The 19,183-nt window shown below is 62.2% G+C and carries 17 protein-coding genes and 1 tRNA gene; 13 read left to right on the top strand and 5 right to left on the bottom strand.

Going from position 1 to position 19,183, the window contains the following annotated elements:
• The first annotated feature begins 195 nt into the window (after window positions 1–195).
• From serS to RPG13_RS22750, 4 genes are all read left to right on the top strand, one after another.
• On the top strand, window positions 196–1,500 hold the full coding sequence (gene serS / locus RPG13_RS22765) for a serine--tRNA ligase (RefSeq protein WP_292626571.1): 1,305 nt from the start codon (window positions 196–198) through the stop codon (window positions 1,498–1,500).
• Window positions 1,500–2,258 carry a 5'/3'-nucleotidase SurE gene (surE, locus tag RPG13_RS22760; protein ID WP_126106222.1) on the top strand — a complete coding sequence of 253 codons (759 nt, stop codon included), beginning with the start codon at window positions 1,500–1,502 and terminating at the stop codon, window positions 2,256–2,258. The genes serS and surE overlap by 1 nt, the downstream gene beginning before the upstream one ends.
• The gene (locus RPG13_RS22755) at window positions 2,255–2,920 is read left to right on the top strand and encodes a protein-L-isoaspartate(D-aspartate) O-methyltransferase (protein WP_292626568.1); all 666 of its coding nucleotides are present in this window, start codon (window positions 2,255–2,257) and stop codon (window positions 2,918–2,920) included. The genes surE and RPG13_RS22755 overlap by 4 nt, the downstream gene beginning before the upstream one ends.
• A 408-nt stretch (window positions 2,921–3,328) precedes the next feature.
• Window positions 3,329–4,828, top strand: a complete 1,500-nt coding sequence (locus RPG13_RS22750; RefSeq protein WP_095485464.1) for a peptidoglycan DD-metalloendopeptidase family protein — start codon at window positions 3,329–3,331, stop codon at window positions 4,826–4,828.
• A 356-nt stretch (window positions 4,829–5,184) separates the two neighbouring features.
• On the opposite strand, the gene RPG13_RS22745 is transcribed toward RPG13_RS22750, so the two are convergent.
• Complete coding sequence (locus RPG13_RS22745; RefSeq protein WP_095485463.1) at window positions 5,185–6,060, bottom strand: ATP-binding protein; 876 nt, start codon at window positions 6,058–6,060, stop codon at window positions 5,185–5,187.
• A gap of 281 nt (window positions 6,061–6,341) precedes the next feature.
• Between RPG13_RS22745 and yajC the strand changes: the two genes are divergently transcribed.
• From yajC to RPG13_RS22725, 4 genes are all read left to right on the top strand, one after another.
• Complete coding sequence (yajC, locus tag RPG13_RS22740; protein ID WP_008876289.1) at window positions 6,342–6,680, top strand: preprotein translocase subunit YajC; 339 nt, start codon at window positions 6,342–6,344, stop codon at window positions 6,678–6,680.
• Window positions 6,681–7,012: 332 nt separating this feature from the next.
• Window positions 7,013–9,565, top strand: coding sequence for a protein translocase subunit SecDF (gene secDF / locus RPG13_RS22735; protein WP_337126047.1), 2,553 nt, complete (start codon window positions 7,013–7,015; stop codon window positions 9,563–9,565).
• A gap of 14 nt (window positions 9,566–9,579) precedes the next feature.
• The gene (locus RPG13_RS22730) at window positions 9,580–9,969 is read left to right on the top strand and encodes an Mth938-like domain-containing protein (protein ID WP_095485461.1); all 390 of its coding nucleotides are present in this window, start codon (window positions 9,580–9,582) and stop codon (window positions 9,967–9,969) included.
• 1 nt (window position 9,970) lies between these two features.
• Window positions 9,971–10,822, top strand: coding sequence for a phytoene/squalene synthase family protein (locus RPG13_RS22725; RefSeq protein WP_164547182.1), 852 nt, complete (start codon window positions 9,971–9,973; stop codon window positions 10,820–10,822).
• Between the two features lie 24 nt (window positions 10,823–10,846).
• Here the strand turns inward: RPG13_RS22725 and trmFO are convergent, their stop codons facing one another.
• Window positions 10,847–12,256 carry a methylenetetrahydrofolate--tRNA-(uracil(54)-C(5))-methyltransferase (FADH(2)-oxidizing) TrmFO gene (trmFO, locus tag RPG13_RS22720; protein ID WP_337126046.1) on the bottom strand — a complete coding sequence of 470 codons (1,410 nt, stop codon included), beginning with the start codon at window positions 12,254–12,256 and terminating at the stop codon, window positions 10,847–10,849.
• A gap of 123 nt (window positions 12,257–12,379) precedes the next feature.
• On the opposite strand from trmFO, the gene RPG13_RS22715 reads away from it, so the two are divergent.
• Window positions 12,380–12,958: a hypothetical protein gene (locus RPG13_RS22715; RefSeq protein WP_337126045.1), complete on the top strand. Its 579-nt coding sequence runs from the start codon at window positions 12,380–12,382 to the stop codon at window positions 12,956–12,958.
• Between the two features lie 356 nt (window positions 12,959–13,314).
• Here RPG13_RS22715 and RPG13_RS22710 read toward each other — a convergent pair whose 3' ends face one another.
• Window positions 13,315–13,455 carry a DUF1127 domain-containing protein gene (locus RPG13_RS22710; protein WP_095485458.1) on the bottom strand — a complete coding sequence of 47 codons (141 nt, stop codon included), beginning with the start codon at window positions 13,453–13,455 and terminating at the stop codon, window positions 13,315–13,317.
• 54 nt (window positions 13,456–13,509) lie between these two features.
• Window positions 13,510–13,650, bottom strand: a complete 141-nt coding sequence (locus RPG13_RS22705) for a DUF1127 domain-containing protein (RefSeq protein ID WP_006335194.1) — start codon at window positions 13,648–13,650, stop codon at window positions 13,510–13,512.
• 237 nt (window positions 13,651–13,887) lie between these two features.
• Between RPG13_RS22705 and RPG13_RS22700 the strand changes: the two genes are divergently transcribed.
• Genes RPG13_RS22700 through RPG13_RS22690 form a run of 3 tightly spaced genes read left to right on the top strand, consistent with a single transcriptional unit; the run spans window position 13,888 to window position 17,069 of the window.
• Entirely contained in the window at window positions 13,888–15,003 is a 1,116-nt protein-coding gene (locus RPG13_RS22700) for a DUF2157 domain-containing protein (RefSeq protein ID WP_337126044.1), read from the top strand.
• Complete coding sequence (locus RPG13_RS22695; protein WP_337126043.1) at window positions 15,000–15,584, top strand: GDYXXLXY domain-containing protein; 585 nt, start codon at window positions 15,000–15,002, stop codon at window positions 15,582–15,584. Before RPG13_RS22700 ends, RPG13_RS22695 begins: the two co-directional genes overlap by 4 nt.
• A 36-nt stretch (window positions 15,585–15,620) precedes the next feature.
• Window positions 15,621–17,069, top strand: coding sequence for an aromatic amino acid lyase (locus RPG13_RS22690; RefSeq protein ID WP_127206580.1), 1,449 nt, complete (start codon window positions 15,621–15,623; stop codon window positions 17,067–17,069).
• Between the two features lie 10 nt (window positions 17,070–17,079).
• Here RPG13_RS22690 and RPG13_RS22685 read toward each other — a convergent pair.
• Window positions 17,080–17,164: transfer RNA gene (locus RPG13_RS22685), tRNA-Leu, on the bottom strand.
• Window positions 17,165–17,609: 445 nt separating this feature from the next.
• Between RPG13_RS22685 and tig the strand changes: the two genes are divergently transcribed.
• Window positions 17,610–19,082 (top strand): trigger factor, encoded by a 1,473-nt coding sequence (gene tig / locus RPG13_RS22680; RefSeq protein ID WP_337127044.1) that lies wholly within the window; start codon window positions 17,610–17,612, stop codon window positions 19,080–19,082.
• Window positions 19,083–19,183: the final 101 nt, after the last annotated feature.

The raw sequence follows: 19,183 nt of genomic DNA, 5'->3' as shown, positions 1-19,183 counted from the left end.
AGATTGGCAGCTTCGCCGACGGCTCACTTTCTCAACGCTAGAGATTGGCGAAAGCAGCAGTGACGGCCGATCTCCCCACCCGTGGGGGAGATGTCCGGCAGGACAGAGGGGGGCGTGAAGGAACTCGGCCTTGACGTCTTGCATCGATCAAGGATGCGGTTTACGCCCTCTGACCTTACTCAGGACGAACAAACCATGCTCGACATCAAATGGATTCGCGACAACCCGAAGGTCCTCGTCGAGGCGCTCAAGAAGCGCTCGTGGTCCAGCGATGACGCGCAGTCCACGGTCGATGATCTGATCGCCAGGGACGAGGCGCGGCGCGAGCATCTCACCGAGCTGCAGACCAGGCAGGAGCGCCGCAACGCCGCCTCGAAGGAGATCGGCAATGCCATGCGTTCGGGCGACGCCGCCCTTGCCGAAAAACTCAAAGCCGAAGTCGGCGAGATCAAGGCTTTCATCCAGAACGGCGAGGCGCGCGAACGCGAACTCGACAAGGCGCTGAATGACGCATTGGCCGAGCTGCCCAATGTGCCGCTCGACGACGTGCCGGTCGGCAAGAACGAGGACGAGAATGTCGTCAAGCGCATCGTCGGCAAGGTGCCAACGCGTCCGAACTGGGTGAAGGAGCATTTCGAGATCGGCGAAGCGCTCGGCATGATGGATTTCGAGCGGGCGGCGAAGCTGTCCGGCTCGCGCTTCACGGTGCTGAAGGGTGGGCTGGCGCGAATGGAACGCGCGCTCGGCCAATTCATGCTGGATCTGCACACGACCGAGCATGGCTATGAGGAGATCCAGCCGCCGCTGATGGTGAAAGACGAGGTTCTTTTCGGTACGGGGCAACTGCCGAAGTTCGAAGAGGATCTGTTCTTCGCCCCGCGTGGAGACGGCAGGCTTGGCCTCATCCCCACCGCCGAAGTGCCGCTGACAAACCTCGTGCGCGAAGAAATCACAGCGCATGAAAAACTGCCGCTGCGCTATACGGCGCTGACGCCTTGCTTTCGTTCGGAAGCGGGCTCGGCCGGGCGCGACACGCGCGGCATGCTGCGCCAGCACCAGTTCTACAAGGTCGAGTTGGTGTCGATCACCGACCAGGAATCGTCGAGCGCCGAGCACGAGCGGATGACCGAATGCGCCGAGGAAGTGCTGAAGCGGCTCGGCCTGCCGTTCCGCACCATGACGCTGTGCACCGGCGACATGGGCTTTGGCGCGCGCAAGACCTACGACATCGAAGTCTGGCTGCCGGGCCAGAACGCCTATCGCGAGATTTCGTCCTGCTCGGTCTGCGGCGATTTCCAGGCGCGGCGCATGGACGCCCGCTACAAGGACAAGGACGGCAAGGGCAACCGTTTCGTCCACACGCTGAACGGTTCCGGCACCGCCGTCGGTCGCGCTCTCATTGCTGTCATCGAAAACTATCAGAATGAGGATGGCAGCGTAACCATTCCTGAAGCGCTTCGGCCTTACATGGGCGGTCTGGAAAAGATCGAATCGAAATAATGCGTATCCTCCTGACCAATGATGACGGCATCCATGCCGAAGGCCTTGCATCGCTTGAACGCGTCGCCCGCACGCTGTCGGATGATGTCTGGGTGGTGGCGCCGGAGCAGGACCAGTCCGGCTACGCGCATTCGCTGTCGATCTCGGAGCCGCTGCGCCTGCGCAAGATCGGCGAAAAACACTTTGCCGTGCGCGGTACGCCGACCGATTGCGTCATCATGGGCGTGAAGAAGATCCTGCCCGCAGCACCTGACCTGATCCTGTCCGGCGTCAATTCCGGCGCCAACATCGCCGACGACGTCACCTATTCGGGCACCGTCGCCGGCGCCATGGAAGGCGCGCTGCTCGGCGTGCGTTCGATCGCGCTCAGCCAGGCCTATTCCTATGTCGGTGAGGATCGCGTCGTTCCCTACGAGACAACCGAGGCGCTGGCGCCGGCGCTGCTCAAAAAGCTTGTCGCCATGCCGCTGCCGGACGGCGTGCTGCTCAACGTCAATTTTCCGAATTGCGCGCCAGAAGAGGTCGCCGGCACGGTGGTCACCTCGCAAGGCAAGCTCGTCCACAGCCTGTGGGTCGACGAGCGCCGCGACGGCCGCGGACTTCCCTATTATTGGCTGCGCTTCGGCCGCGAGCCGGTCGAGGGCAAGCAAGGCACCGACCTCTATGCCTTGCGCAACCGGCTGGTGTCGGTGACGCCGCTGCAGCTCGATCTCACCGCTCATGAAATCCGAGATCAACTGACCAAGGCGCTCGCATGAACCTGAACCACGGTCCGACGCTCGACGACCGGGAAGGCTTCGCTGCGTTCCTGCTCCGCTTGCGTGGCAAGGGCGTCGTGCCGAAGGCGCTGATCGCCGCTTTTGAGGCGACGCCGCGGCGCGGCTTCCTTTCCGCGCAGTTCCATCCGATCGCCTGGTCGGACCGCATGCTGCCGATCGAATGCGGCGAGGCGATCGAAGGCGCCGACCTGCAAGCCGCGGTGATCGCAGCACTTGCGATCGAGCCGGGCAACCGCGTGCTCGAGATCGGCACCGGGTCGGGCTACTCGGCGGCAGTGATGTCGCGGCTTGCCGCGCGGGTCGTCACCATCGACCGCTACAAGACGCTGGCCGAGCAGGCCAAACAGCGCTTCGAGGCGCTCGGCATCGGCAATGTCATCGTGCGCCAGGCGGACGGCTCCAACGGACTGGCCAATGAAGCGCCGTTCGACCGCATCGTTGCATGGACGGCTTTCGACAGCCTGCCACGCTTCCTGCTCGATCAATTGTCGAGCGGCGGCATCGTCATCGCCCCGATCGGACCCGAGGAGGGCGAGCAGGTGCTCGCCAAGCTGACCAAGGTCGGCAGCCGCTTCGAACGCGAGGACATTGGCCTCGTCCGCCTGCAGCCGATCCTGCGCAGCGTAGCCGCAGTCATCTGATTATCCCGAAGCATCGCGCGCTTGGGGCAGCCAAAGCCTGGTGTTTCGCCATCCTCGGGCGCAGCAAGGAGCGAAGCGACGCAGCGCAGACCCTAGGATCCATGCCGCGCCATGAAGGCGTTGCAACAGTGCAGAATGCTGCTCCGCATTATTCGGCTAAGGTCACGGAATGGATCCTAGGGTCTCCGCGACGGAGCTTCGCTCCTGCTCCGCCCTAGGATGACGAAGCTGAGGGCCTTCGGCCAATTCTTCGTCTCCGACTCGGCTGACCTGAAATCTCAACCCGACCAGGTTCAGCCTTAAATATTTTAAGAAAATTTGCGTCTGATTCTAGAGGTTTAACCGACCGGTAACATTAACGCGCTTTAATCACGGTCAGTCTGTACCGGGTATCTGCGGGTAAATGTGATGCAATTCAGTATTTTGAAGGCAAACGGACGCAACCTGGCGCGCGGTTTCGCCGTCCTTATGGTTGCGGGCACCGCGGCGGGATGCAGTTCCCAGGTCTCGCGGTTCAACAGCGTCGATGACGTCTTCACGTCCTCGACCAACAACCAGCGCACCATCATCGACAAGCAGGATGCCGCCCAGCCTTATCCCGGCGATGCCCCGGTCTCGGCCGCGCCGCTCGACGGCAGCCATACCCAGTCGGTCAGCCGCTCAAGCCTCGAACCGGTTACGACACAGCAATTGCCGCCGGTCAGCCAGGCGCAGCCAGCCCCCGCGTTGGCGCCGGCCCGCACCGCTTTGGCGCCAGCCGCCGTCCCGGTTGACCGGACTTCAACCGGGACCGTGGCAAAGCCGTTCAAGGACGCACAGCCTGACGCTCCGCGCATGGCGACGGCAGGCGGCGAAGCGCGCGCCACCGAGATCATCGTCAGGGATGGCGAGACTATTTCCGGCCTGTCGCGGCGCTACGGCGTGCCCGCCGATGCCCTTATGAAGGTCAATGGGCTGAGCGCGACCAACGGGCTGAAGACCGGCCAGAAGCTCGTCATCCCGGCCTATGCCTATTCGGGCAAGAAACCGGCGCCGAAGCTTGCCGACGCCAAGCCTGCGAACGACACCAAGCGCGATTTGCCGGCCAAGGCGCCGGAGATGGTGGCCGTGCTGCCGCAGCAGCCGAAGCTCAAGGAGGGCAAGTCCGCCGCGCAGATGGATGCATCGGCCGCAGCAAACCAGCCGAAGGACGGAAAAACCGCGCCCAAGGCAGCTGGTGCCGATGGCAGCTACACGGTCCAGCAGGGCGATACGCTGTCGGCGATCGCCAGGAAAACCGGCGTCGGCGTGGCTGCGTTGAAGCAGGCGAACGGCATGCAGGACGGGCTGCTCAAAATCGGCCAGACCCTGAAGGTGCCGGCCGGCGGAACCGCGACGGTTGCCAGCGCCAAGCCGGCAAAGGTCGATCCGGTAACGACAGCCACCACTCCGCCTGCGGCAAAGACCACGCCTTCGGAGACGCTCGCCGCCTACACGCCGCCGAAGAAGGATGCGAAGGTCATCCAGCAGGCCGAGGACGATGACGCGGTGGCGCCCAACGCCACCGGCATCGGCAAGATGCGGTGGCCGGTGCGCGGCCGCGTGATCTCCAGCTTTGGCGGCGGCAAGGACGGTGTCGACATCGCCGTGCCGGAAGGAACCCCGGTCAAGGCGGCCGAGAACGGCGTCGTCATCTATGCCGGCGATGGTCTCAAGGAATTCGGCAATACGGTGCTGGTGCGCCACGAGAACGGATTGGTCACGGTCTATGGCCACGCCCGTTCGATCGAGGTCCAGCGCGGCCAGAAGGTCAAGCGCGGCCAGGAAATCGCGCAGTCCGGCATGAGCGGCACCACCGACTCGCCGAAACTGCATTTCGAAGTCCGCAAGAACTCGGCACCGGTCGATCCTTCGACCTATCTTGAATAAAGAAGTCGATCCTTCGACCTATCTCGAATAGAATTCGACGTATCTCGAATAGAAAAAGAAAAGCGATTGCGAGCCGCCTGACCTCCAGTCCGGCCCGCCGGCTCAGCCCGCTCCGCAAGGGGCGGGCTTTTTCAGTTTTCTGGATGAACGCTAGACCGGTTCAGCTTTTGATAGAATCGCCGAACCGCTCTAAGTATTTGTTTTTACGCAATTCCGGACGGAAAACCGCTGCGCACTTTTCCTGGAATTGCTCTAGTAACGCGGCACAGGGAATTTGACGGGTTGGATGCCTGTTGGCGGCGGTCCGTCAACGCAAGCGCGTCCGACCTGTCAAAATTCTGCGCCGAGGAACTAAATTAATCCTTGAGCGATTTGCCGAGCCGGCCTGCCAGATCCTGGGTGAACTGCCAGGCGACGCGGCCTGAACGGCTACCGCGCGTCGTCGCCCATTCCAGCGCCTCGGCGCGCAGCGTCTCGGGATCGATGGCAAGGCCGTGATGGCTGATATAGCCGTCGATCATGTCGAGATACTCGTCCTGCGAGCATTTGTGGAAGCCGAGCCAGAGGCCGAAGCGATCGGACAGCGAAACTTTTTCCTCGACCGCCTCCGACGGATTGATCGCGGTCGAGCGTTCATTGTCGATCATGTCGCGCGGCAATAGATGTCGCCGGTTCGAGGTGGCATAGAAGATCACATTGGCCGGGCGGCCCTCGACGCCGCCTTCGAGCGCCGCTTTCAGCGATTTGTAGGACGTGTCATCATGGTCGAAGGACAGGTCGTCGCAAAACAGGATAAAGCGGTAAGGTGCTGCCTTCAGCAAATTCATAAGCTTTGGCAGCGTGTCGATGTCTTCGCGATGGATCTCGATGAGCTTGAGCGGCAGGTCCAGCTTTGCCGACGCGTTGACCGCCGCATGCACGGCCTTGACCAGCGAGGACTTGCCCATGCCGCGCGCGCCCCACAACAGCACATTGTTGGCGGCGTAACCGGAAGCGAAGCGCTCGGTGTTGTCGACCAATATGTCGCGGACGCGGTCGACGCCGCGGATCAGGCCGATGTCGACGCGGTTGACCTTGAGCACCGGCTCCAGATTGCCGGGATCGGCCTGCCAGACGAAGCAATCGGCCTTGCCGAGATCGGTTTCCGGCACCGGCGGCGGAGCGAGGCGGACGACCGCCTCGATCAGGCGGTCGAGCTTCTTGTTCAGGGCTTCGATGGTGCTATCGCTCATTTTATCTTTGCACTCAGGAGGGGATGACACGGAACCTAATTTGGTTCCGGCGTTTCGGAACCAGTTCCAACCTTTTGTTAGAACATGATCTTTTCCGAAAACCGGGCGTCGTTTTCGGGATCATGCTCTAACACGGCTCAACCAGCCGGAAAAGCAGCTGAAATGCCTGACCGCAGTTGCATTGGCAACTTTACCGACTATATTCCGGCGAAATTTCACGGGGCCGCCAAATTTCCCCAGGACGGTTTGGCGGCTGTCTTTCAAAATTCAGGAGTACCTAGATGTTCGTGACACCGGCATACGCCCAAGGCGTCGGCGCCTCCCCGGATATGTTCATCAGCATTTTGCCGTTTGTCCTGATTTTCGTGATCATGTATTTTCTGATCATCCGGCCGCAGCGCACGCAGTTGAAGAAGCGCGGCGAGATGCTGGCGGCGGTCCGCCGCGGCGACACGGTCGTCACCGGCGGCGGTTTCGTCGGCAAGGTGACCAAGGTGATCGACGACAATGAACTCGAGATCGATCTCGGCGGTGGCACCAAGGTAACGGCGCTGCGCTCGACGATCGCAGACGTGCGCGTCAAGGGCGAGCCGGTGGCGAACCAGAACGCCAAGAAATAATCGGATGTCGGCGGGACGATCCGCCAGAACGCCCTGACGGACGACGCCGATGACTCTGATCTGCGGTGGCTGTGGCCATCGCAGGGGCTCTTGATGCGCCCAGTCTTCTCGCCGCCAGCCCGCTCGCCCCGTCCAAGGCGCCAACGATCTCGTCGTGCTATTGCCCGCTGGTGCCTTGCCGGCAAGATTGACAATAGTTGAAGAAAGCCCGATGGCAGCACCAAAGTGAACTGCCTTGTGCTCGAGGCGAGCATTTGGCGAACCAGAACGCCAAGAAATAACCCCATTCCAGGCGGAACGATCCGCCAGAACGCCCTGACGGACGACGCCCTATGCTTTATTTCTCGCGCTTCAAGATGATCCTGATCTGGCTGGCCGTGGCCGCCACGGTGATCCTCGCTGCGCCCAATCTTTTCTCTGCCAGCACGCTGGCCCAGCTTCCCAGCTGGGTGCCGAAGCGCCAGATGACGCTCGGCCTCGATCTGCAGGGCGGCTCGCATATCCTGCTCAGGATGGATCCGAATGATCTGATCAAGGATCGGCTGGAGACGACACGCGACGAAATCAGGACGCGGCTGCGCGACGCCAAGATCGGTTACACCGGCCTTTCCGGATCAGGCCGGGCCGTGCAGGTCCGCATCACCGATCCCGGTCAGGTCGAAGCCGCCAAGACGGCGCTGAAGACATTGACCGACCCGGTGGCCGCCGGCCTGTTCAGCGGCGGCTCCGTCCAGGAGATGTCGCTTGATGATTCCGAGCCCGGCCTGCTCAAGTTCGCCGTCACCGATGCCGGCATCAAGTACCGCACGTCGACGGCGTTGGCACAGTCGCTTGAGGTCGTCGAGCGCCGCGTCAACGAACTCGGCACCACCGAGCCGATCGTGCAACGCCAAGGCGAAGACCGCATTCTGGTGCAGGTGCCGGGCCTGCAGGATCCGCAGCGGCTGAAGGACATTCTTGGCCAGACCGCCAAGCTGACCTTCCAGATGGTCGACCAGTCGATGCCGGTGCAGGACGCGCTCAACGGGCGACCGCCGGCGGGATCATCGGTGTTGTATTCGCAGGATGATCCGCCGGTTCCGTATCTGATCGAGAACCGGGTCATCGTTTCGGGCGAAAATCTCACCGATGCGCAGGCGACGTATAATTCCCAGACCAACGAGCCGGTGGTTTCGTTCACCTTCGATTCCAAGGGAGCGGCGCGCTTCGGCCAGGCGACCTCGCAGAATGTCGGCAAGCTGTTTGCCATTATCCTCGACAATCAGGTGATTTCGGCGCCGCAGATCCGCGAACCGATCCTTGGCGGCAGCGGCCAAATCTCGGGCAATTTTACCGCCGAGAGCGCCAACGACCTCGCCGTGCTGTTGCGTGCCGGCGCGCTGCCGGCGACGCTGACGGTGATCGAAGAGCGCACGGTAGGTCCTGGGCTCGGCGAAGATTCCATTCACGCCGGCAAGGTCGCCGGCGTGGTCGGGTCGATTCTCGTCGTCGCCTTCATGTTCGTCGCCTACGGCTTCCTCGGCTTCCTCGCCAACCTTGCGCTGGCGGTGCATGTGGCGATGATCATCGGGCTGCTGTCGCTTCTGGGCGCGACGCTGACCTTGCCGGGCATTGCCGGTATCGTGCTGACCATCGGCATGGCGGTCGATTCCAACGTTCTCATCTACGAGCGCATCCGCGAGGAGCGAAGAGCCGGCCGCTCGGTCATCCAGGCGATCGACACCGGTTTCACCAAGGCTCTGGCGACCATCGTCGATTCCAACGTCACAGCGCTGATCGCGACCGTGGTGCTGTTCTGGATCGGCACGGGGCCGGTGAAGGGTTTTGCCATATCCTTCGCCATCGGCATTCTGACTACCGTCTTCACCGCCTTCACCTTCACCCGGTTGCTGGTGTCGATCTGGCTTCGCCGGGCGCGGCCGAAGGACTTGCCGCGGGCGCCGGTGACCTTCATTCCGCCCGGTACGAGAATTCCGTTCATGGGCATCCGCCGCTGGACGTTCGCTCTGTCGAGCCTGCTATCGGTGCTGTCGGTCGTGCTGTTCATGACCGTCGACATCAATTACGGCATCGACTTCAAGGGCGGTTCGCTGATCGAGGTGCAGGCCAAGGATGGCACCGCCGATCTTGCCGATATCCGCGGCAGGCTGACGGAACTCAACATCGGCGAAGTGCAGGTCCAGCAATTCGGCGAGCCGAACGACGTTTTGATCCGCGTCGGCACACAGGATGGCGGCGAGAATGCCGAGCAGACCGTCATCGACAAGGTGCGCGGCGAGCTGCAGGACCAGTATGATTTCCGCCGCGTCGAAGTGGTGGGGCCGACGGTTTCCGGCGAGCTCGCCAAGCAAGGCACGATCGCTATGCTGGTCGCGCTGCTTGGCATCCTGGCCTATGTGTGGTTCCGCTTCGAATGGCAGTTCGCGGTCGGCGCCATCATCGCGACGGTGCACGACATCGTCATGACCATCGGCTTCTTCGTCATCACCGGGCTCGAATTCAACCAATCGTCGCTGGCGGCGATCCTGACCATCATCGGCTATTCGCTGAACGACACGATCGTCGTCTATGACCGTGTTCGCGAGGATCTCAGGAAATACAAGAAGATGCCGCTGCCGGAATTGTTGAACAACGCCATCAACGAGACGCTGTCGAGAACGACGCTGACCGCGGTGACGACGATCCTGGCGCTTCTGGCGCTGGTCCTGTTCGGTGGCGAGGTGATCCGTTCGTTCACGCTGGCGATGCTGTTCGGCGTCGTCTTCGGAACCTATTCGTCGATCTTTATCGCCGCTCCGTTGCTCATCCTGTTCAAGCTGCGGCCACAGGCCGCGGCGGCCGATGAGGAGAAGCGGGTGAGCGGCGGCAAAGCCGTGGCAACCTGACGATTGCTGCGCCCGTGGCAAAAGGCATCGTCATCCGCGAAGCGCATTTCCCTGGCCGCGCGCCGATCGAGGCCTACGGCAATGGCGGGTTCCGTTTCGCCGACATGTCGCATCGCGGCTCGCTGCTGTGCCTGCCGTCGGGCATCTACGGTTGGGAGCCGGCCGACCCCCTGGCGCTGACGGCGGCGGATTTCGCCAAGCTGCTCAACGAGGCTGACAAGGTCGAGATCCTGCTGGTCGGCGCCGGCAAGGATCTCAAGCCGTTGCCGGCAGCGCTGCGTGCCGCGCTGAAGACGGCGGGCATTACGGCCGATCCGATGTCGACCGGCGCTGCCGTGCGGACCTACAATGTTCTTCTGGCGGAAAACCGTGCGGTGGCCGCCGCACTGATCGCCGTCGAGTGACGTGAGCGAAAACGCCAAAATCGTCATGGAAACGGTGCGAGCCGCCGACCATGACCGCTATGTTTCCGCGCTCTATGCGCCTGAGGACAAGCGTGACGCGCTGTTTTCGCTCTATGCCTTCAATGCCGAGATATCTGGCATCCGCGACCGTATCCGCGAGGCGCTGCCGGGCGAGGTGCGGCTGCAATGGTGGCGCGATGTCATCGCAGCCGAGGACGACGGGGCAGGTATCGGTCACCCAGTCGCGGACGCGTTAAAGGCGACGATTTCCGCCCACCGTCTGCCGAAACTTGCCTTCGATAATATGCTCGAAGCCCGCATCTTCGATCTCTATGACGACCCTATGCCGTCTCGCATCGATCTGGAAGGCTATTGCGGCGAGACCGCAGCGGCGCTCATCCAGCTTGCGGCGATGGTGCTTGACCCCGCCCAAGCGCCGCGGTTTTCCGAACTTGCGGGCAGGGCAGGCTGCGCACAGGCGATGACCGGCCTGTTGCTGCTGCTGCCGCAGCACCGCAAGCGCGGGCAATGCTTTGTCCCGGCCGACATTCTGGCCGCGGCAGGGTCGTCGCCCGAGGAGTTCGTTGCGGGCGATGGTGGGCTGGGGGCGGAACGCGCTGTGGCGGCGATGATCGCGCTGGCGCGGGAACATCTTGCGGCATTCGAAGGCGGCGCGTCGGCTTTGCCGGTTTCGCTGCGCCCGGCATTTCTGCCGCTGGCTCTCTCGCGCGCCTATCTCAGCAAGATGGAAAGTTCTCGTCATTCGCTTCTGAGCGGCGCGACACGGCTTTCGGCCTGGCGCCGGCATTGGCTGCTGTTGCGCTGCGCGACGCGAGGCTGGCCGGACGCCTGAAGGCTGACACGAACTCCGTAACTGCTATTCCGCCGCTTCCGCCCGCGACGGCAGCCCCAGCCATTCGCGGCAGTCGGCCAGCGCGCGCGATGTCACCGCACGCCGCTTGGCGACGGTCTTGTCCTTGCCGCGCAGGCGCTTTCCCTCTGACTTCGGTGCTTCCACCGGTGGGAACAGGCCGAAATTGACATTCATCGGCTGGAAGGAGCGTTTTCCCGGCTCGTCGTCGGAGACGATGTGACCGCCGGTGATGTGGTTGAGCAGGGCGCCAAAGGCTGTGGTCAACGGTGGCAGCGCCGGTGCGTGGCCCAACCGTTCGGCGGCGGCAAAGCGACCGGCAAGCAGGCCGATGGCCGCACTTTCGACATAGCCTTCGCAACCGGTGATCTGGCCGGCGAAGCGCAGGCCGGGCCGCGATTTCAGCTGCAGCGAATGGTCAAGCAGCGTCGGCGAATTGATATAGGTGTTGCGGTGCAGGCCGCCGAGGCGGGCGAATTCGGCGTTCTCCAGGCCCGGGATAGTGCGGAACACGCGCACCTGCTCGGCGTGCTTCAGCTTGGTCTGGAAGCCGACCATGTTGTAGAGCGTGCCCAGCGCATTGTCCTGGCGAAGCTGCACGACGGCATAGGCCTTCACCGACGGATTGTGCGCATTAGTCAGCCCCATCGGCTTCATCGGCCCATGGCGCAGCGTCTCGACGCCGCGCTCGGCCATGATCTCGATCGGCAGGCAGCCGTCGAAATAGGGCGTGCCTTCCCATTGCTTGAATTCGGTCTTTTGGCCCTCCAGAAGCGCCCCTACGAAGGCGAGATATTGCTCCTTGTCCATCGGACAGTTGATGTAATCCTTGCCGGTGCCGCCGGGTCCGACCTTGTCGTAGCGTGACTGGAACCAGCAAATGTCCATGTCGATCGTGTCGAAATGGACGATCGGCGCGATGGCATCGAAGAAGGCGAGCGCATCCGCGCCGGTCACTTCCGCGATCGATTGGGCGAGCCCAGGTGCGGTCAGCGGGCCGGTGGCGATGATCGCCTGGTCCCAGTCCGCAGGCGGCAGACCGGGCACTTCCTCGCGCTGGATGGTGATGAGCGGGTGCGCTTCGAGCTTGTTGGTCACCGCTTCGGAAAATCCGTCGCGGTCGACGGCAAGCGCGCCACCGGCCGGCACCTGGTTTGCATCGCCGGCGCTCATGATCAGCGATCCGGCCAGCCGCATTTCGGCATGCAGCAGGCCGACGGCGTTGGTCTGCGCATCGTCGGAACGGAAGGAATTGGAACAGACCAGCTCGGCCAGCCCATCCGTCTTATGTGCATCGGTGCCGCGGACGGGACGCATTTCATGCAGGACAACGGAAACGCCGGCTTCGGCCGCCTGCCAAGCGGCTTCGGAGCCGGCGAGACCTCCGCCGATGACGTGAATGGGATTTTTGCTCATGAGCGCCGAAATAGTCGCTTGTAGCTGCGATTGCAATTGCGCGAGTTCGCCGCGCTGTTGGCGCCAAGTGCTGCAATCGTCTACTGTCGGAGAATGGACGGGAGTCTCGGGATCTTTGCCAGAGTGATCTTTCTGATAGCCGTCATCGCCACGAGCGGATCAGCGGCCGCCGGCGAACTGGCCGCGACGGCTTCCAAGCGGATCCCCATATGCCATGGCTATAGTTGCAACTATCGCACGATGCTGGCGCTTGGCCCCGGTGACAGCGCGCGTTTCCGCTCCATCCTGCGTGCGGGCGCGGGTTCGCCCCAAGCCGAGCGTTCCGCTGTCAAGAAAGCTGTCCGCTATTTCGAGCAGCGCATTTTCCGGGCTACCGGCGTTCGCGATCTGCCGCAGTCGGAATTCGGTGCATCGCGCATCAGGGGCCAGATGGATTGTGTCGACGAATCGACCAATACGCATGCGCTGCTGGTCTACCTTGCCGAGCGAAAATTGCTCAGGTTTCACAAGGTCGAGGACAATGCCTCGCGAGGCCTGTTTGTCGACGGGCGCTATCCCCATTGGACGGCGGTGATCAGCGACCGCGGAGGCACCGAATGGGTGGTGGATTCCTGGTATGCGGCGATGGGCGGCGCGCCCGACATTTTTCCGCTGAGCCAGTGGAAGAAACGGGGCGTGCTGGAAAGCGGTGCGCTGGACTGATGACGGGGGACGTCCCGCCAAAACGGCTCCCAGAGTGAATCGACCCTGAAAACAACAACACCCGCCGGGGGAGGAGGTCCGGCGGGTGTCGTTTTGCTGGCCGATCCTCGGGAGGAGGTGAAGATCGACCGTATTCGTCATCGCCGGGGAGGAGGTCGGCTTTGACGAAATTCCTTTCGCCTGATGAAAGGGGGCGAAACCCTTGGGGACGAAACTCGTTTCGCCCTGGGAAACAGCGCCCGCCGCGGGAGGAGGTGCGGCGGGCGCCGTTTTTGTGGTCAACCCTCGGGAGGAGGTGAAGGCTGACCGTATTCGTCAGGGTCGGGGAGGAGGTCGACCCTGGCGAAATTCCTTGATTAGATCGCCTTGCGGGCGATGATCTTGATCTCGTCGCGGACGATACCGAGATCATGCAGCTGGCGGTTCGAAAGGCGACCCAGCTCGGTAACCGTCGAGCGATAAACGCGCCAGTTACGATAGTTGCGGATCAGGTTCATTGTCGTTCTCTTTTCAAGTCAAACTGGTTCGGACCATTTGCGGTCCGAAGAGGATTAGACCGCCTTGCGAGCGACGTAGTGGATGTCGCTGCGGCTGATGCCGAGGTCGGTCAGTTCGCGGTTGCTCAGGCGGCTCAGCTCGGAAACGGTGTCCCGGTAGCGGCGCCAGTTGCGGTAGTTGCGGATCAGGTTCATGGTATTTCTCGTTTCGTCTTTCTTTCGGATCATTCCGTCTTTGTGTACGCCCTGAAGATAGGTGGGGTCATATCGATTTAAAAGCGCTATTGGTGCATGGCAGCAATGCAAATTGTGCAATGCACCATCACGCGGCGCTCACGTGTTCGACATAGATAAGCCGGAATCGGAAAATGTCGTGGCGTCAACGATTTGGCCGGGTCGGCTGAAAAAAAGACCAAGCTGGGGGAGAAAGGTATGGCGAGCTATTCGTCACGCGTCAGGGCCGATATCGCACGATGGCTGCAGGCCGGCCTGATCGATGCCCCGACAGCCGACGCGCTGACGCGCGACGTCGAAGCCAATCAACGGAGATCGCTGAGCTTCGGTTCGATCCTGGCTATGATGGCGGCGCTGCTGTTTGGCGCGGCCGTCCTGATCTTCGTCGCTGCCAATTGGGAAGTCATCCCGCGGCTGGCGCGGGTGGCGGCGCTCTTTGCGATCATCATCGCCGGCTATGTCGGCGGCGCGGTGCTGAAGACACGCGACCATGCTGCGATCGGCGAGGCGCTTTGGATCGTCGCCGCGGCGGCATTCGGCGGATCGATCGCGCTGATCGGCCAGATGTATCATTTGTCTGGCGACGAGGCATCGGCCTTGATCACCTGGGGCGCAGGCACGGCCTTGGCGGCGGTTGCGCTGCGCTCGAACCCGCTGACCGTTGCTGCTGTCGGCATCGCCGATGCCTGGCTGTTCCTGAGAGGGCTCGACTATTTCGGGCGCACGGAATTTCCGCACCTCTTCGTCGTCATGGCGATCGTGCTGTTCGCCATTTCGTTTTGGACGCGCAGCCAGGCGGCGCGGCACCTGATCATCCTGTCGGTCATCTTCTATCTCGTGCTGATGGTAATGGAATACGAAACGCTGCTGGTCGCTGTCCCGCTCGTCGTCGTGTCGGCGCTGCTTTTCGCGGCTGCGATCTTCGCCGCGGGGTCCGTCGACAGGATCGTGCAACTTAGCGGCCGGCCGCCCCTGCACGCGCTGATTGGATTTCTCACCGGCCTGGCGATGATTCAGTTCGAACTGGCCGACGATAACAACAACAGCGGCTTTGCCATCGCCTCGGCCATTGCGCTTGCCGGCATTGTCGCTGCAATCATGTTGGGCGGCCGCGAAAGCAGAGGTCTGCGCTGGATCGCCTATGCCGGTTTCGCCTTCGAACTCGCCATCATCTATGTTGTGATGTTGCAGTCGATGCTCGACACGGCAGGCTTCTTTCTTGCGGCAGCAGTGCTTCTCGGCATCCTTGCCCTTGTCATCATCCGCATTGAAAAGCGCATGAGGTCCCCAAGCGTGGAAGGAGCGGCGGCATGATGACCGGTAAAAAACTGATCATTTCGGCGGTGGTGCTGGCGCTCGTCCAGATCGGTTTCCTGAGCTGGATCATCGCCGGCCGGGCTGCGATCCTGCGCGACGGCAGGCAAGTGCTGCTGAGGGTCGAACCGATCGATCCGCGCGATCTCCTGCGCGGCGACTATATTTTGCTCGACTACCAGATTTCGCGCATACCGACGCAACTGATCGGCAACATTCCGGCCGGCAAGCTGACGAGTGACGACACGTCGATCGTGGTCAGGCTGAAGCAGGGCGCCGACGGCTATTGGGGTGCGACCTCGGCCTGGTTCGGCCAGGCACCTGCGCCGGCAGCATCGGACGAAGCCGACATCGTCGGACACGTATCCGCAGGCTGGGATCTCAGCCCGGAAGCAACGGCGATCGCGCCGGACTATCGCATCCAGCGCTTCTATCTGCCCGAAGGCGAGGGGATGGCGATCCAGAACGACATGCGGGTGCGGCCATTCGGCGTCCGTGTTGCAATCGCAGCCAATGGCACGGCGCAGATCAAGGCGCTGATGGACGGCGACAAGACGCTGTTCGAGGAACCGCTTTATTAGAATTGAAAAGCGTGGCCGGCTCGGACAGCATCAAACATGACAATTATCCTGACGACACGACAAGACATAAATCTCAGCTCTGTTTTCCGCGTCGCCTGGAAGAAAGACAGGGTGCAAATCAGCGATAACGCCTTGCAGCGCATCGCAGAGTGTCGCGCGTCGTTCCTGCGTCTCATTGTAACCGACCCTGTACCGGTCATCTATGGCGTGACCACCGCCATGGGAGAACTGGCGAGCCGGCAGCTCGAACTAGGGGAGCGGGGTCGCCATGCACGCATCAAGGCGTTCGCAGCCGCCACCTCGTTCGGCGAGCCTTTACCAGATCGCGTGGTGAGGGCGATCGTGCTTGCCCGGCTGGCGAATTTCCTCGAAGGAAACGCCGCGACCACACCGCGCATGGCGCTCGCCGTCGCCGCGATGCTGGACGGCGGACCGATGCCCATGGTGCCATCATCCGGCCAGGGCGGCGCCGGTGAAATCCTCGCGCTCTATCCGCTGTTTGCAGAGCTTTCGACACGCTTCGACCTGGAGGTCAAGGAACGGGGCTCCCTGATCAATGGCTCGCCTTGCGCTGCCGCACTTGTGGCCGATGCGGCCTTGGCGGCTCGCCGCCGCATTCGCCTTGCCGAAAGAGTCTTTGCGCTTTCGATCGAAGCGTTTCGCGCACCGCTCGAACATTACGACCCGGCGCTCGACGCGCTTTGGGGCGATGAACACGAAGCAGTGGCGCTGCGGGGATTGAGGGCGTTTCTTGCCGGTGCCGGCACCGGGCGCCGTAATTATCAGGCGCCGGTCAGTTACCGCATCGTCCCTCGCATCCTCGGACACGCGCATCGCGCGCTGGCATCGGCAGAGCGTGCGGCCACCGTGTCGCTCGCTTCGATCTCGGACAACCCTGTCTACATCCCGCCTGACGACGGGCATCCGCTCGGGCGTTGCATCAGCACGGGCGGTTATCACAATGCCATGGCAACTCCCGCCCTGGATGATCTGGCGGCGATATGGGCCGATATCTGCCTCTTGTGCGACCGACACGCCTCGAAGCTTCTTAACGGCAAGGTGTCGCTCCTACCCGATCTGCTTTTGACGGGGCGGGACTGGAGCGACAGCGACGGTCACGGCAATGTCGGCTATGTGCCGATGGCGATCACGGGTTATCTGGAGCAGGCGAAACTTTCGGCCCAGCGCACCTTCATCCCGGGAACGGAATCGGCCGGCGCCGGCCAGGACGATGTCGCGACGACGGTCTTCCTCGCATGGACGAAGGAAGCACGCGCCGGCCGCTGCCTCGATGCCGCGATGGCGATGCTGGCTGTGATCGCCTCGCAGGCACTGCATGTCACCGAGCGCGTGGCGCCTCCGGCGCTTCAGTCGTTCGTCGCGGATATCAGGAGCATCGTGCCCCCGGTCGGCGAGGATCGCGTGCTGGGACCCGAGCTTGCGAATTTGACCGAATGGTTCACGCGCCAGGTCTTTGAGGAGTAGGCTCCCATAGTGGTGCGGATGAAGGGACTCGAACCCCCACGCCTTTCGGCACTGGAACCTAAATCCAGGGCGTCTACCAATTCCGCCACATCCGCATTGCCCGGCCAATCCCATGTAGCCATCATTCTGTCAATGTCGCGGTCAAAATAGGGGCCGTTGGCCGGCGCATGATCCCGAAATCGAATGCGATTTTCGGAAAGGATCACGCGCCAAAATCAAGGTGCTACAGCGTCCTTTGCGCGTCCAAGAGGACGCGCGGCGCTGTAGATGCGAAGATGGTTGAAAATTAGCCGCGCCTGTGACAAAAGGCGTGTCGAATGTGACGGGATGCGACGATCCGCTTCTGCAGAATGTGATAAGAAGTAGGAAAAACAAAGACTTATTCACATTTTGGAGCGTATTTCTGGAGGATTTGAGCCGCTTTGGGCGGACAGATCGCCAAGTCCCGCACCAAAAGCCATTCTCGGCAAGATCATACCGGCAGGTTGTAAACGGCAGGAGCCGTTTGGCGGCCTCATTGGTGAAAACAAAGGTTCTATGATGCAGGTCACCGAAACGCTCAACTCCGGTCTCAAGCGCGAGATCAAGATCACCGTGCCGGCCGGTGACATGGAAGCCAAGCTAATGGCGCGGCTTTCCGATGCCAGGAACAAGGTCCGCATCAACGGCTTCCGTCCCGGCAAGGTGCCGGTGCAGCACTTGCGCAAGGTCTACGGCAAGTCGTTCATGGCCGAAGTGGTCAACGAGATCCTCAACGATTCGACCCGTTCGGTCATAACCGGGCGCGGCGAAAAGGCTGCCATGCAGCCCGAAGTGATCATGACCGAGGACGAGAAAGAGGCCGAGAAGATCCTGGCCGGCGGCGCCGACTTCGAGTTCCGGCTGAATTACGAGATCATTCCGCCGATCGAGATCAAGGATTTCTCCGACATCAAGGTGACGCGTCAGGTGTTCGACGTGCCTGACACCGAAATCGACGAGCAGGTCCAGCGTGTCGCCGAATCGGCGCGCAGCTACGAGCCGAAGACCGGCAAGGCCGCCGAAGGCGACCGCGTGACGATCGACTATGTCGGCAAGATTGACGGCGAAGCCTTCAGCGGCGGCGCCGGCACGGACCAGCCGCTGGTGCTCGGCTCCAAGGAATTCATTCCCGGCTTCGAGGATCAGCTCATCGGCAGCAAGGCCGGCGACGAGACGCAGGTCACGGTCACGTTCCCGGAAAACTACCAGGCGGCGCATCTCGCCGGCAAGGAAGCGACCTTCGAGGTCACCGTCAAGGAAGTGTCACAGCCAGGTGCGTTGGAGATCAACGACGAAACGGCCAAGAATCTCGGCCTGGAGTCGCTGGAGCGCCTGCGTGAAGTGGTGCGCACCCAGATCGAGAACCAGTTCGGCTCGATGACGCGCCAGAAGATCAAGCGCCAACTGCTCGACCAGCTCGATGCCGCCTACTCGTTCGAGGCGCCGTCGAAGCTCGTCGAGGCCGAGTTCAACAACATCTGGAACCAGGTCAACCGCGATCTGGAAACCGCCGGCCGCACCTTCGCCGACGAGGAGACCACGGAAGAAGAGGCGCGCACCGAATATATGCGGCTTGCCGAGCGCCGTGTGCGTCTCGGCCTGGTTCTCGCCGAAATCGGCGAGAAGGCCGGCGTCACCGTGTCGGACGACGAATTGCAGCGCGGCCTGTTCGAGCAGGTGCGCCGCTATCCGGCCGCCCAGCAGCAGGAAGCCTTCGAATTCTACCGCAGCAATCCCGAAGCGCTGAACACGCTGCGCGCACCGCTGTTCGAGGAGAAGGTGGTCGACCATCTGCTCGGCCAGATCTCCGTCACCGACGTCAAGGTCAGCAAGGAAGAGCTGATGGCCGACGACGAGGACACCGAGACGGCCAAGGCGAAGCCGGCGAAGAAAACCGCCGCGAAGAAGGCTGACGCCAAGCAGGCCGACGATGCGGAAGAGCCGAAGAAAAAGGCCGCGCCGAAGAAAAAGGCTGCCAAGGACGCCGAATAACACCGCGTTCTGCGGATGGTGAAAGGCCGCCCTCGAGGCGGCCTTTTTCGTTGCTGTCGATGCCGCAAGGCCGCAACCGTCACCGCCACCGCCCTAAAGCG

The sequence above is a fragment of the Mesorhizobium sp. ISC15 genome (genome assembly GCF_037162615.1).
Taxonomy (GTDB): domain Bacteria; phylum Pseudomonadota; class Alphaproteobacteria; order Rhizobiales; family Rhizobiaceae; genus Mesorhizobium; species Mesorhizobium mediterraneum.
The sequence above is the reverse complement of the archived record's forward strand: the minus strand, read 5'-3'. Positions and strand labels throughout refer to the sequence as shown.

Excerpts from the sequence above, each read along its gene's own strand:
- serS (WP_292626571.1), top strand. The coding sequence starts at position 196 with ATGCTCGACATCAAATGGATTCGCGACAACCCGAAGGTCCTCGTCGAG.
- surE (WP_126106222.1), top strand. The coding sequence starts at position 1,500 with ATGCGTATCCTCCTGACCAATGATGACGGCATCCATGCCGAAGGCCTT.
- RPG13_RS22755 (WP_292626568.1), top strand. The coding sequence starts at position 2,255 with ATGAACCTGAACCACGGTCCGACGCTCGACGACCGGGAAGGCTTCGCT.
- RPG13_RS22750 (WP_095485464.1), top strand. The coding sequence starts at position 3,329 with ATGCAATTCAGTATTTTGAAGGCAAACGGACGCAACCTGGCGCGCGGT.
- RPG13_RS22745 (WP_095485463.1), bottom strand. The coding sequence starts at position 6,060 with ATGAGCGATAGCACCATCGAAGCCCTGAACAAGAAGCTCGACCGCCTG.
- yajC (WP_008876289.1), top strand. The coding sequence starts at position 6,342 with ATGTTCGTGACACCGGCATACGCCCAAGGCGTCGGCGCCTCCCCGGAT.
- secDF (WP_337126047.1), top strand. The coding sequence starts at position 7,013 with ATGCTTTATTTCTCGCGCTTCAAGATGATCCTGATCTGGCTGGCCGTG.
- trmFO (WP_337126046.1), bottom strand. The coding sequence starts at position 12,256 with ATGAGCAAAAATCCCATTCACGTCATCGGCGGAGGTCTCGCCGGCTCC.
- RPG13_RS22710 (WP_095485458.1), bottom strand. The coding sequence starts at position 13,455 with ATGAACCTGATCCGCAACTATCGTAACTGGCGCGTTTATCGCTCGACG.
- RPG13_RS22705 (WP_006335194.1), bottom strand. The coding sequence starts at position 13,650 with ATGAACCTGATCCGCAACTACCGCAACTGGCGCCGCTACCGGGACACC.
- RPG13_RS22700 (WP_337126044.1), top strand. The coding sequence starts at position 13,888 with ATGGCGAGCTATTCGTCACGCGTCAGGGCCGATATCGCACGATGGCTG.
- RPG13_RS22695 (WP_337126043.1), top strand. The coding sequence starts at position 15,000 with ATGATGACCGGTAAAAAACTGATCATTTCGGCGGTGGTGCTGGCGCTC.
- RPG13_RS22690 (WP_127206580.1), top strand. The coding sequence starts at position 15,621 with ATGACAATTATCCTGACGACACGACAAGACATAAATCTCAGCTCTGTT.
- tig (WP_337127044.1), top strand. The coding sequence starts at position 17,610 with ATGCAGGTCACCGAAACGCTCAACTCCGGTCTCAAGCGCGAGATCAAG.